Source organism: Acetonema longum DSM 6540 (genome assembly GCF_000219125.1).
In the GTDB taxonomy this organism is placed as follows: Bacteria; Bacillota; Negativicutes; order Sporomusales; family Acetonemataceae; genus Acetonema; species Acetonema longum.
Genome location: NZ_AFGF01000243.1, coordinates 1 through 12,982 on the forward strand (window position 1 = coordinate 1; position 12,982 = coordinate 12,982).

The window sequence follows — 12,982 nt, forward strand, 5'->3', positions numbered from 1 at the left end:
GAGATAAACGGATAATATGTGGGGACGAGGGGCAGATTTGATATTGAAACAATCCGGTTGCGAGACTCAAGGAGGTGAACCGATTCTCCCGGCAGTTTAGGGAGAGTTCGGGCATTATTGGATACAGCGTTGGTCCTATGGAATATCTTTCTGGTCATGTTTCTGGTACTGCTAAACGGTTTTTTTGTTGCCGCTGAATTTGCCATGGTCAAGGTGCGCAGTACGCGGATTGACACGCTGCTGCAGGAGGGGAACACCCGGGCGAAATACGCCAAACGGCTGGTCGATAATCTCGACGCCTATCTATCGGCCTGCCAGCTTGGGATTACCCTGGCCTCACTGGGTTTAGGCTGGATCGGCGAACCGGCGATCGCCCGCCTGATCGAGCCGCCTCTGACGAGTCTCGGCTTACCGGAAGCCATGATCCACACCATTGCCTTTGCCGTTGCTTTTTCGATCATTACGGCGCTGCATATTGTTCTTGGCGAATTGGCGCCGAAGTCGCTGGCCATTCAAAAGGCTGACAGTGTAACCATCTGGACATCGGTGCCGCTTATTGCGTTTTATAAATTGATGTTCCCGGCAATCTGGGTGTTAAACAGTCTGGCCAACTGGATTTTGCGGACGGTGGGCATTCAAATGGCGGGTGAACATGAGGCCGCCCATACCGAGGAAGAAATCCGCATTTTGATGGAAGAGAGCCATCAGCAGGGGTATATTGATCAAACGGAACTCACCTATGTTGATAATATTTTTGATTTTGCCGAGCGGCATGTCAACGAAGTCATGATTCCGCGGACCGATATGATCTGCCTTTATGTCGAGGATTCCTTTGCCGCCACACTGGAAAAGGCTTTAGAAGAGCAGCTTACCCGCTATCCGGTATGTGACCCGGATAAAGACCGCATTATCGGCTTTGTGCACATCAAGGATTTATTGGCGGCGCTGGCGAAAGGCCAGACTCCCGCCCTGCGGGAGATCGTACGGGATGTCATGGCTGTACCGGAGACGATGCCGATCAGCAATTTGCTGAAGCTGATGCAAAAAGACCGGGCGCAAATTGCGATTGTCATTGATGAATACGGCGGTACGGCCGGCCTGGTGACGGTCGAGGATCTTCTGGAAGAAATCGTCGGCGAGATTCAGGATGAGTTTGACGAAGAGCGGCCGACTGTCGAGCTTCGCGAGGATGATGCCCACTCGGTAGACGGGCGCTTGCTCCTAGAGGATGTCAACGAACTGTTCGGCCTGGATTTGGAGGCCGAGAACGTCGATACGTTTGGCGGCTGGATGGCGTCCCGGGTGGAGATGCCGCCCCGGGTCGGCCAGCAGGTGGATTATGACGGCTATGCCTTCGTGATTGAGGAAGCGGACAACCTGAGAGTTGCCCGGGTGCTCGTGCGAAAAATGGCAGGCGAAGCGGCGGGATAGCGGTGGCTGCCATGACGCCATGGGGAGTTTTGTATGGAGAATACAGTTTTTATCCTAAAATTTAAGTTGAGGAGATGAACAATGAGTAGCAATGACAAAGATCTGACCGGAATCACTCTTTTAGGAAATCACGATATTACTTATAACTATTCATATCATCCGGAAATTTTGGAAACGTTCAACAATCGGCATCAGGAAAATGACTATTGGGTGAAATTTAACTGCCCTGAGTTTACAAGTCTTTGCCCGATAACCGGTCAGCCGGATTTTGCAACGATTTATATAAGCTATATTCCAGATGTTAAAATGGTGGAAAGTAAATCACTGAAACTATATCTTTTGAGCTTTCGCAATCATGGCTGTTTTCACGAAGATGTAGTTAATATCATCATGAAGGACCTTATTCATCTAATGAAGCCTCGTTATATCGAAGTCTGGGGGAAATTTTTGCCTCGGGGGGGAATTTCCATTGACCCGTATTGTAATTATGGTCAAGCAGATACAAAGTTTGAAAAGGTGGCTTGGCATAGAATGCAGGAGCATGATTTACACTCCCTGGATAAGATAGACAATCGTTAATCTTGGAATATTACCAGTGGAGCATCTTGCTGAATTTATTCGCTGCCGGTTGCTTTGTCGAGGCGTGCCTTACTGATGTTATAGTCAAACAAGGCGTTGGTATAGTTGGTCTTTGTCTGATTTAAGGCGAGTTCGGCGTCCATCACATCCAGATTGGTGCCCACCCCGGCGCTATAGGCTTTTTGCGCAATGGCAAAATTCAGGCTGGCTTCTTCCACGGCCACCAGATTGGCGCTGATTCGTTTCTCGGCTTCCTTCAACCGCAAATAGGCGTCGCTGATTTCCAGAGAAATGTTGTCCTGGATCTGCTGCGCCTTTTTTTTTGCAGCGAATTCGCCGGATTGGGCCTGCCTGATTTTGGCTTTGGTATTGCCGGCATCAAACAGGTTCCATTGGGTGACCAGCATGGCGGTCCAGTCTCTGTTCTCCGTGCCGGCAAAGTCGCCATCATCCCAGGCCATGGTCCCGGTCAGGGTAATTTGGGGATGCTGTCCGCTCCGGGCAATATTGACCTGTGCTTTTTCCTGCTTGATATTGGCCTGCTGCCGGGCTATTTCCGGACGGTGGGCCAAGCCGTAAGCCATCACGTCGTCCAGGGTCAGGGCATGTTTCTGATAGGCCAGCGGTTCTGTCAGGGTAATTTCGCTGCGCAGGGGCAGGCCCATGGTTTTATTCAGGCTGTAGACGGCTAAATCATAATCGTTTTGCGCTGTTAACAGATCATTTTCCGCATTGGCCAGCCGGACTTTGGTCTGCAGCACGTCATGCCAGGGAGATACTCCGCTGCTGTGCATTTGTTGGACACGGCCGAGATGAGCGTTGAAATATCGCCCTCAGTGATTTTATGAGTATTTTTAATATTACATCGTCAACGGTTCAGTGGCTCACGACAGGCTATTTGCTAATATTGGGCACATTGGTTCCGATTTCAGGATTTCTTATTAAGTGGTTTACAACTAGACAATTATTCATCACGTCGCTCAGCTTTTCAATGATTGGTTTTCTTATTGCGGCTCTTACATCAAGTTTTGTTTTTTTGTTGATTGCCCGCGTTTTCCAAGCCATTGGAACCGGCTTGCTACTTCCCTTAATGTTTAACACAATTTTGATTATTTTCCCTCCCGAGAAAAGAGGAACTGCTATGGGGGTCGTTGCTTTGGTTATCTTGTCTGCCCCTGCAGTTGGCCCGACCTTAGCCGGGCTATTAACTGAGAATTTTAATTGGCACTGGATATTCTGGTTTCCACTACCTTTTTTGATGATTTCTTTGGTGTGCGGGGTTAGATATATGCAAAACGTTTCGACTATTACCAAACCCCGCATAGATCTGTTATCGATAGTATTATCCACTATCGGATTTGGTGGAATAGTATTTGGTTTTAGTAATGCTGGTGAAACCTCTGGGTGGAGCAATCCGTCCGTGTTCTTGTCTTTAACCGTAGGTATTGTTGCTTTAATTGGTTTTTGTTTTCGCCAGTTGTCCCTGAAGCAGCCTGTTCTCAATTTGCAGGTATTTCAATACCCAATGTTTGCGCTTGGAGTGCTTCTTGTAATGTTTTGTGCGATGATTATTTTTGCTTCGGTACTTATTTTACCGCTTTATCTGCAAGGCGGTCTTGAAGTATCAATGTTTTTGGCGGGAATCATGATGCTTCCAGGCGGGCTGATCAATGGAGTTATGTCTCAGCTGACGGGGCGTCTGTTTGATAGAATCGGCCCGAGAATGCTTGTCATTCCCGGCTTTATCATTATTATTGCTGTAGGGTGGATATTTTCAGGGATAACACAAAGTTCAACGATTACTTTGATTGTTGCACTACACTCCTTTTTAATGTTAGGAACAGCTATGGTCGGGACACCTGTACAAACGAACGCACTAAATCAACTTCCCCGGCAGTTATATCCTGACGGAACAGCAATTATGACTACCTTGCAGCAAGTGGCAGGTGCTATTGGCACGGCCCTTGCTGTATACTTCTTGTCCATAGGTCGAGAAAAATATCTGAAATCTACAGTAAATTCTGCTGATTTAACCAACTCCGCAGCTTGGATTGCGGGAGTCCAAACGTGTTTTTCTTTGTATTGATCGTTTCAGTTATTGGCCTGCTTTTTTCCTTTTTTATCAGATGGGTTAGAGGGACTAGAGAGGTATCTGAAGGAGAATAGGAACAATACTGCGGAATATTAAAAGAATTGCAAAAATTATTTATTATTTTTTGCAATGTTAATAGGAAAATAAAAACTGACAGCGAAAGTATCATCAAGGGACAGCATAGAATCAAAACAAAATAAAAGGGATGATGGCTGGGGGAGAGACCGCGTAAGCGGCGCCGAAGGGGTAAGTCTTTGTTAAACTCTCAGGCAAAAGGACCGTGGCCGGACTATACTCTGGAGAGCGCGTTTTATGTTGGAATAAGACGCCACCGAAGAGGAAGCTTTTAAGCGAATCTTTCAGGTCGTAGGACAGAGACAAAGAAGATCAGTCTTCTTTGTCTCTGTTTTTTTATGCTCTATTCTACCTTGGCGCATAGTACATATGAGGAGGGGATGAGTATGACTCAAAAGACGCCGCTTTATGATATCCATGTCCAATACGGCGGCAAGATTATCGAGTTTGGCGGCTGGATGCTGCCGGTGCAGTATAGCGGCATCATCGCTGAACACCGGGCAGTGCGGGAAAAGGCCGGTCTGTTTGATGTTTCCCATATGGGGGAAGTGAAGGTTAATGGACCGGATGCCCTGGCTTATCTGCAGAAGGCAGTTACCAATGATGTGGCTCGGCTGGCGGATTATCAGGTGCAGTATACCCCCATGTGTTATCCGGACGGCGGGACGGTAGACGATCTTTTAATCTATCGCTGCGGAGCGCAAGAGTACCTGCTGGTAATCAACGCTGCTAATATTGCAAAAGACTATGACTGGCTGAAACGGAACACCGCCGGCTTTAATGTGACGGTTGACAATGTTTCCTCTCAGACCGCCCAGTTAGCCTTGCAGGGACCTCTGGCCCAGACGATCTTATCCCAAATTACCCAGGCGCCCCTGGACAAGATCGGCTATTACTGGTTTATGCGGTCAGTCCAGGTGGCCGGCAGGCAGGTGATGCTGTCGCGGACCGGGTATACCGGCGAAGACGGTTTTGAGATCTATTGCCGTAATGAGGATGCTGCGCCGCTATGGGAAGCGATCATGACCGCCGGTAAAAATCAGGGCTTGCTGCCGGCAGGTCTTGGCTGCCGGGATACTCTCAGATTGGAGGCCTGTCTGCCTCTATACGGCCATGAATTGTCGCCGCAAATTTCGCCCCTGGAAGCAGGTTTGGGCTATTTTGTCAAGCTGGATAAAGGGGACTTCAACGGGCGGGAGGTCTTGCTCCGCCAGAAGGAACAGGGACTAACCCGGAAATTGGCTGGTTTTGTCCTGACCGACCGGGGTGTGGCCCGTTCCGAGTACCCGGTGATAGCAGCCGGGCGGCAGGCAGGACAGGTGACCAGCGGTTCTTATTCGCCCACCCTGGATAAAAATCTGGGCTTGGCCCTGGTGGAAACCGAATTCGCCGGCCAGGGGCAGAAGCTGGAAATTGAAATTCGCGGCAAAAACGCGGCCGCAGAAGTCATAGCCAGACCATTTTATAAAAGAAAGGGGTAATCATAATGAATTTTCCCAAGGAGCTGAAATATTCCAAAGAGCACGAGTGGATCAAAGTAGAGGGCAAGCGGGCCACAATCGGCATTACCGATTTCGCCCAGAGTCAGCTGGGGGATGTGGTGTTTGTGGAGCTGCCGAACACGGGGAGAACAGTAAAGGCCGGTGAGACGTTCTCGGTGGTGGAATCGGTCAAGGCTGTGTCGGATATTTATGCGCCGGTTTCCGGCACGGTGGTGGCGGTGAATGAGAAATTGAACGACACGCCGGAAGCCGTCAATCTTTCCCCCTATGAAGACGCCTGGATCGCCGTGATTGAAATGTCTGACCCGGGAGAACTGGAGGGACTGCTGGACAGCGGCGCTTATGAGCAATTCACCGCCGAAGGAGGGCACTGATCATGATCAGGAGCTATCTGCCCCACACTGAAGCTGACCGGCAGGCCATGCTGGGTGTGATCGGCGTGCACTCGGCCCAGGAACTTTTTGCCGACATACCGCCCAATTTGAGATTGGCCCGGTCCCTGGACCTGCCGGCGGCCATGGCTGAGCCGGAACTGGCCCGGCATCTGCAGGATATGGCAAAGAGCAACGCCAGCCTGGAGGATTATGCCTGCTTTCTCGGGGCCGGCTCTTATGACCACTATATTCCCAGCGTTGTGGACCATGTGATCCGCCGTTCGGAATTCTACACCGCCTATACACAGTATCAGCCGGAAATCGCCCAGGGGTATCTCCAGGCTTTATGGGAATACCAGAGCATGATCTGCGAAATTACCGGCATGGAAGCAGCCAACGCCTCCATGTATGACGGCGGCACGGCTCTGGCCGAAGCGGCCATGGCAGCCTGCGGCGCTGTCGGCCGGAATGAGGTGATCGTGGCCGGGACGGTGCATCCTCACTACCGCACCTTGCTGGGGACTTATAGCATTGACAAAGGGTATCAGATCAAAGAGGCCGCCTGGGCTGAAGGGGTTACGGATCTGCCCAAGCTGGAACAGCAGGTCAGCTCCGCCACGGCGGCGGTCCTGATCCAGATGCCCAACTTTTTCGGCTGCCTGGAGGATGTGAAGGCCATTGCCGATATAGCCCACGCCAAAGGGGCTCTATTGGTAGCGGCAGTGAATCCTATATCTCTGGGGGTACTGGAAGCTCCCGGCTTGTTAGGCGCGGACCTGGTGGCAGGAGAAGGCCAGCCTTTGGGCCTGTCAACTTCTTTCGGCGGTCCGTATCTGGGTTTTTTCGCCGCCAGTGAAAAACTGCTGCGGAAAATGCCCGGCCGCATTGTAGGTCAAACCACTGATCATGAAGGGACCCGCGGCTTCGTGCTGACCCTCCAGGCCAGAGAGCAGCATATCCGCCGGGAAAAGGCCGTTTCAAACATTTGCTCCAATGAGGCTCTCTGTGCTCTGACCGCCGCAGTATACCTGAGTTCTGTCGGCAAAGGGGGGTTCCGGCAGATCGCTGAACTCTGCCTGAATAAGGCGCATTACGCCTACAGCCGGCTGACTGCTCTCAAAGGATGGCGCACGGAGTTTTTCTCTCCCTTTTTCCATGAATTCGTGCTTCATTGTGATCAGCCTGTGGCTGAGATCAACCGGGCCCTGCTGGCGAAAAAGATCATCGGCGGCCTGGATCTGGAGCATTATTATCCGGAATTGGCCGGATGCATGCTGATTGCGGTGACGGAAAAAAGGACCAGGGCGGACATTGACCGCCTGGCGGCTGCACTGGAGGCGATGGTATGAGAACGAGCCAGACTTTGATTTTTGAACTGGGCGCGCCCGGCCGGCAAGCCCTGGATTTGCCGGCCTCTGATGTGCCGGCGGCAAGCCCGGCGGCTTTACCGGCAAAATACCGGCGCAAAACCCCGGCAGTCTTGCCGGAAGTCAGCCAGCCGGAACTGATCCGGCATTATACTGCTTTGTCCCGGCGCAATTTTGGCGTGGATTCCGGCTTTTATCCGCTGGGCTCCTGCACCATGAAATACAATCCCAAAATCAACGAGGACGCCTGCCGCTATTCCGGCTTTTCCCAGCTGCATCCCCTGCAGGATGAGGCTGGGGCCCAGGGGGCGCTGCGGCTCTTATACGAGATGCAGCAGGATCTGGCGGAAATCGCCGGCATGGATGCCGTAACGATGCAGCCGGCAGCCGGTGCTCACGGAGAATTAACCGGCTTGAAGCTCATCCGGGCCTATCACCGCCATCGGGGCGAACAACGGACCAAGGTGATCGTGCCGGATTCGGCTCACGGCACCAACCCGGCCACAGCCACAGTCTGCGGCCTGGAGACGGTGGAGATCAAGTCTCATGCCGACGGCTCAGTGGATTTAGACGCCCTGCAGGCTGCCGTGGGACCGGATACAGCGGCTCTGATGCTGACCAACCCCAGTACCTTAGGGTTGTTTGAAAGCAATATCGGCGAGATCGCCCGCATTGTCCACGCTGCCGGCGGCCTGCTCTATTACGACGGGGCCAACGCCAACGCCATTATGGGCCTTTCCCGGCCGGGAGACATGGGATTTGACGTGGTGCACTTCAATCTGCACAAGACCTTCGCCACCCCTCACGGCGGCGGCGGTCCGGGCTCCGGTCCGGTAGGGGTCAAAAAGGATTTGGCGCCTTTTTTGCCGGCGCCATTGGTTGGCTTAGCCGACGGCAGATATTACTGGGATCAGGACCGTCCTTTGTCCATCGGCAGGGTCCACTCCTTTCATGGCAACTTCGGAGTCATTGTCCGGGCTTACGCCTACATACGGGCCATGGGGCCGGACGGGCTGCGCCAGGCCAGTGAGGACGCCGTATTAAATGCAAATTATTGTCTTAGCCGCCTGAAGCAGGGATTTGACGCTCCTTTCTCCCGTTACTGCATGCATGAGTGCGTGCTGACCTCGAAGAAGCAGAAACCTTACGGCGTTAAGACGCTGGATATAGCCAAACGGCTGCTGGATTATGGCTATCATCCCCCTACCATTTATTTCCCGCTGATTGTCGAAGAAGCCCTGATGATCGAACCCACCGAGACCGAGAGCAAGGAAACCCTGGACGGATTTATTAAGGCCATGCTGCAGATCGCCGGAGAAGCGGCTTCTGATCCGGGAACGGTACAAGGCGCGCCCTACAGCACGGTTGTAGGCCGCCTGGATGAAGCTGCGGCCGCCAGAAAGCCGGTTATTCGATGGAAACCCTAGCAGATTTGGCGGCAAAAGGATGGAAGGTCAGGCAGAAGCATTTTCCGCCGTCCCTTTGCCTGGCCTACCCCTCTGAAACCCAGACCATCAGCGTCACCGGCAAGGGCTGCGAACTGAACTGCGCCCATTGCGGCGGCGTATATCTCAAGGGCATGAAGCCGTTGGAGGATATCATCAGCCAAGGGGGCATTTCAGCGGCCAGCTGTCTGATCAGCGGCGGCTGCACCAAGGCAGGCAATGTACCCATAGCCGCCTATGCCGACCAATTGGCGGCCATGAAGGGGGACAGCCGGTTCAATCTTCATGTGGGTCTGGTGGATGACCCGGATATCGCGGCTATCGCCAGACTGGCTGATAAAGTATCGTTCGATTTTGTCGGGGATGACCAAACCATCCATGAGGTATTCGGACTAAACCGTACTGTGGCTGATTACGTGGCATGCTACCGGAAACTCAGGAACTGCTGCAAGGTCATACCCCATATTTGCATTGGACTTCACGGAGGCGAAATCCGGGGAGAGTACCGGGCGCTGGAGTTACTGCAGGAACTGGGGGCTGACAACCTGACTTTCATTATTTTCACCCCTACCAAAGGGACTCGCTATGCCGACTGTTCCCCTCCCGATCTGGAAGCAGCGGTCAGGGTATTAGCGGCCGCCCGTCAGCTGTTTCCTGCTGCGCCGCTCCACCTGGGCTGTATGCGTCCGGGCGGCCGCTATCGTCAGGCGGCGGATGAGTGGGCAGTGCGTGTAGGCATGAATACTATCGTGAATCCTGTACCGGCCGCGGTCAGACTGGCGCAGGAACTGGGTCTTTCCATCGTGAAACAGCAGGAGTGTTGTGCGCTATGAATTTCTGGAAGCTATCGGCGGGAACCGCCGGCCTGATCGGACAAAAGCCGGTTAAAACCGATGCCCCGCCTACTACCGGCTATATTATGCTGGGGGAAAAATGCGGCAATAACTGCCGGTTTTGTTCTCAGTCCCGGCAAAGCCAGGCTAAGGACAATCTTCTCTCCCGGATTACCTGGCCGGCAGTGCCGGCAGCCGAGGCGGCCAGCGGCATTGCCGCGGCCTATGCCGCCGGACGGATTAAACGGGCCTGCCTGCAGGTAGTTCACAGTGGCGACAGCTGTGCTGCCGCTGCCCGGGCTGTGGCCGATCTCGCGCTTGCCGGCGCCGGCTCTGTTCCGGTGTGCGTATCCAGTCACCTGGAGACGGTGGAACAGGCGGAAAGACTTATGGCCGCTGGGGCTGACCGGATCTGCATTGCCTTAGACGCGGCCACGCCGGCGGTGTACAGAGATGCAAAGGAAGGCGACTGGCTGAGTAAATGGGATCTGCTCATCCGGTGTGCCGCCCGTTTTTCCGGCAGAGTGACCACCCATCTCATTGTGGGCCTGGGAGAGACCGAGGCCGAAATGGCGGATGTGCTGGCGGCCTGCGTTCAGCAGAGAATCACCGTGGGATTGTTTGCTTTCACTCCCATCCGGGGCACTGCCTGGAGCGGGCGCACCCCGCCTGCGATTGGCAGCTACCGGCGGATACAGGTGGCTCATTACCTGTTACAGACAGGTTACGGCCGGGAAATAATCCGGTGCGAGCAGGGAAGGATCAGCGGCTTTAATCTGCCGGCATTGACAGAGTTCCTGGCGGACGGCCGGGCTTTTCAAACCAGCGGCTGCCCTGACTGCAACCGGCCTTACTACAATGAGAGACCAGGGGGAACGATGTATAACTATCCGCGTCCTCTCAGGCCGGATGAGGTAAGGCGGGCTGTCTGGGAATGTGAGGTAGAGGTGACATGATGCAGTGGCGGGTATTGAATACCGGCATCGAAAATGCCGCCGTCAATATGGCGATTGATGAGGCCATCCTGCTGGAGTATGCCGCCGGACATGTTCCGCCGACTCTGCGCTTTTACGGCTGGCAGCCGGCGGCGGTCAGTCTGGGTTACTTTCAGCGGGGGACGGAGGAAATCGATTTGGCTGCCTGCCGGGAACAGGGGATTTCTGTGGTCCGCCGGCTGACCGGCGGACGGGCGGTGCTCCATGACGCCGAGCTGACTTACAGTCTGGTGGTAGGGGAACATGAAGCAGGCATTCCGGCGACGATTACTGCTTCCTACTGTTATTTTTCCCAGGGCCTGATCGCCGGTCTGGCCCGGCTGGGAGTGGCGGCGCAGATGAATATGCCCCGCTCGTCCTACGGCCAGGGAGAAAGGCGGCCTCCTCATACTTCGGCAGCTTGCTTTGATGCCCCGGCCCATTACGAAATCACGGCAGCCGGACGAAAGCTTGTGGGCAGCGCTCAGGTGCGCAAGCAGGGGGTCATCCTGCAGCACGGTTCTTTGCTGCTGCGGTTTGAACCGAGGACACTGGCGTCCATCTTGCAGGCGCCGACGCCTGAAAAACGGGAGGCGTTGGCCGGGATGCTGGCCGCCCGTGCTATCGGCCTGGAGGAACTATTGAACAGGAAGATCGGTTTCCCGGAAATCTTCGCGAGCATGCTGCAAGGATTCGATGAGGTTCTGGACGGCGGTTTGGTTCAGGGCCGGCTTACGGCGGCGGAACAGGGGACGGCTAAAGACCTGGCGGCGACCAAATACAGTCAGGACTCGTGGAATTTCAGACGGTAATAAAGCCATCAGATATCAGAGGAGGATGGACATGTACGATATAGCAGTTATCGGCGGCGGCCCGGGCGGATATGTGGCTGCGATCCGTGCGGCGCAGCTTGGCGCCAAGGTATTGTTGGTAGAAAAGGAGAAACTCGGCGGCGTCTGCCTGAATCGCGGCTGCATTCCGACCAAGACCCTGCTCAATAGCGCTGAAAGATGGCATGAACTGCAGCAGTGCGGGTCGTTTGGCCTGCAGGCAGGCCAAATCGGCTTTGATTTTACAGCGGTGATGCGCCGTAAGGACCAGGTGGTGGAGCAGCTGCAGTCAGGCATCGTCCAGTTGGTAGCCGGCAACGGTATTACGGTCTGCCAGGGCACTGCCTCACTCCAGGGAAAAGAACAACTGGCAGTCCGGACCGCTGCCGGAACTGAGATCTACCAAGTCCGCCGCATCATTCTGGCTACCGGATCGGATTCTGTGACGCCGCCCTTACCCGGCATTGAACTGCCGGGTGTGATCGGCAGCGATCAGGTCCTGTCCCTTTCTAACCTGCCGCGCAGCATGGCCATCATCGGCGCCGGGGCGGTAGGAGTGGAATTTGCCACAATTTTTCAGGCCTTTGGTTCTGAAATTACGCTGATCGAGATGCAGCCGTCTATCCTGCCAAATATCGATAGCGATCTGGTCAAACGAATGGCTCTGCTGCTGCGTAAAAGGGGCATTGAATTGTTGACCGCCACCAAGGTAACATCTATACGCCAGGGGGCGGACGGCCTGATTTTAACCGCAGCCACCGGCGACAAGGTCCAGGAAATTGCCGCGGAAAAAGTGCTTAATGCCGTCGGCCGCCGGCCTAATCTGAGCGGTCTGGGCCTGGAAACCGCCGGCGTGGCTTATGACCGTCAGGGGATTCCGGTCGACGCCAAAATGGAAACCAATATTCCCGGGATCTATGCTGTCGGCGACCTGACTGGCCGTTACATGTGGGCCCATGCCGCGTCAGCCGAAGGAATCGTGGCGGCGGAAAATGCCCTGGGCGGCAATACGACTATGAACTATACTGCTGTCCCCGGATGTATCTTTACTGATCCGGAAATCGCGACGGTAGGATTGAGTGAAGAAGAAGCCGTAGCCGCTGGCCGCAGAGTCAGGACAGGGCGGTTTAATTTTGCCGGCATCGGCAAGGCGGTTGCCATGGGCAAACCTGACGGATTGGCTAAAATCGTCGCCGACGAGGACAGCGGCGCCGTTTTAGGCCTGCATATTCTCGGCTCTCATGCCAGCGATCTGATCATGGAAGGAGTGGCCGCCGTGAATCAGGGACTGACGATTCAGGACCTAAAGCATATGATCCATCCTCATCCCACTCTGGCGGAAGTGATCGGCGAAGCCGCCCACAATACGGAAGGCCTGGCTATTCATCAGCTGCGTTTAGGCGGCGGACAGCGGAGCTGAATTCTAAAAGGGCTTGTCACCAGCTAAAAAAGAAAAGAGTAAAGTGCAAAAAATNTNTGT

At 54.2% G+C, this 12,982-nt stretch carries 11 protein-coding genes, 1 pseudogene and 1 riboswitch; of the genes and pseudogenes, 11 read left to right on the plus strand and 1 reads right to left on the minus strand.

Going from position 1 to position 12,982, the window contains the following annotated elements:
• Nucleotides 1-117: 117 nt before the first annotated feature.
• Entirely contained in the window at nucleotides 118-1,431 is a 1,314-nt protein-coding gene (locus tag ALO_RS18920) for a hemolysin family protein (RefSeq protein WP_004099276.1), read from the plus strand.
• Nucleotides 1,432-1,512: 81 nt separating this feature from the next.
• Nucleotides 1,513-2,010, plus strand: a complete 498-nt coding sequence (gene queF / locus ALO_RS18925) for a preQ(1) synthase (protein WP_004099278.1) — start codon at nucleotides 1,513-1,515, stop codon at nucleotides 2,008-2,010.
• Between the two features lie 35 nt (nucleotides 2,011-2,045).
• Here the strand turns inward: queF and ALO_RS18930 are convergent, their stop codons facing one another.
• Nucleotides 2,046-2,804, minus strand: a complete 759-nt coding sequence (locus ALO_RS18930; RefSeq protein WP_238528338.1) for a TolC family protein — start codon at nucleotides 2,802-2,804, stop codon at nucleotides 2,046-2,048.
• A gap of 29 nt (nucleotides 2,805-2,833) precedes the next feature.
• On the opposite strand from ALO_RS18930, the pseudogene ALO_RS18935 reads away from it, so the two are divergent.
• The 9 genes and pseudogenes from ALO_RS18935 to lpdA form a co-directional block, all read left to right on the plus strand.
• A pseudogene (locus ALO_RS18935) lies at nucleotides 2,834-4,176 on the plus strand (DHA2 family efflux MFS transporter permease subunit); the annotation flags it as partial.
• A 131-nt stretch (nucleotides 4,177-4,307) separates the two neighbouring features.
• Nucleotides 4,308-4,393: riboswitch (glycine riboswitch) on the plus strand.
• 164 nt (nucleotides 4,394-4,557) lie between these two features.
• The gene (gcvT, locus tag ALO_RS18940) at nucleotides 4,558-5,658 is read left to right on the plus strand and encodes a glycine cleavage system aminomethyltransferase GcvT (protein ID WP_139025453.1); all 1,101 of its coding nucleotides are present in this window, start codon (nucleotides 4,558-4,560) and stop codon (nucleotides 5,656-5,658) included.
• 5 nt (nucleotides 5,659-5,663) lie between these two features.
• Nucleotides 5,664-6,053 carry a glycine cleavage system protein GcvH gene (gene gcvH, locus ALO_RS18945; RefSeq protein WP_004099285.1) on the plus strand — a complete coding sequence of 130 codons (390 nt, stop codon included), beginning with the start codon at nucleotides 5,664-5,666 and terminating at the stop codon, nucleotides 6,051-6,053.
• 2 nt (nucleotides 6,054-6,055) lie between these two features.
• A complete protein-coding gene (gene gcvPA, locus ALO_RS18950) occupies nucleotides 6,056-7,402 on the plus strand; it encodes an aminomethyl-transferring glycine dehydrogenase subunit GcvPA (RefSeq protein ID WP_004099286.1) in 1,347 nt (448 codons plus the stop codon).
• On the plus strand, nucleotides 7,399-8,847 hold the full coding sequence (gcvPB, locus tag ALO_RS18955) for an aminomethyl-transferring glycine dehydrogenase subunit GcvPB (RefSeq protein WP_004099288.1): 1,449 nt from the start codon (nucleotides 7,399-7,401) through the stop codon (nucleotides 8,845-8,847). Before gcvPA ends, gcvPB begins: the two co-directional genes overlap by 4 nt.
• Entirely contained in the window at nucleotides 8,835-9,698 is an 864-nt protein-coding gene (locus ALO_RS18960) for a hypothetical protein (protein WP_004099290.1), read from the plus strand. The genes gcvPB and ALO_RS18960 overlap by 13 nt, the downstream gene beginning before the upstream one ends.
• A complete protein-coding gene (locus ALO_RS18965) occupies nucleotides 9,695-10,654 on the plus strand; it encodes a radical SAM protein (protein WP_004099292.1) in 960 nt (319 codons plus the stop codon). Before ALO_RS18960 ends, ALO_RS18965 begins: the two co-directional genes overlap by 4 nt.
• Nucleotides 10,651-11,484, plus strand: a complete 834-nt coding sequence (locus ALO_RS18970; RefSeq protein WP_004099294.1) for a lipoate--protein ligase family protein — start codon at nucleotides 10,651-10,653, stop codon at nucleotides 11,482-11,484. The genes ALO_RS18965 and ALO_RS18970 overlap by 4 nt, the downstream gene beginning before the upstream one ends.
• Before the next feature lie 31 nt (nucleotides 11,485-11,515).
• On the plus strand, nucleotides 11,516-12,922 hold the full coding sequence (lpdA, locus tag ALO_RS18975; protein WP_004099296.1) for a dihydrolipoyl dehydrogenase: 1,407 nt from the start codon (nucleotides 11,516-11,518) through the stop codon (nucleotides 12,920-12,922).
• The last annotated feature ends 60 nt before the right edge of the window (nucleotides 12,923-12,982 follow it).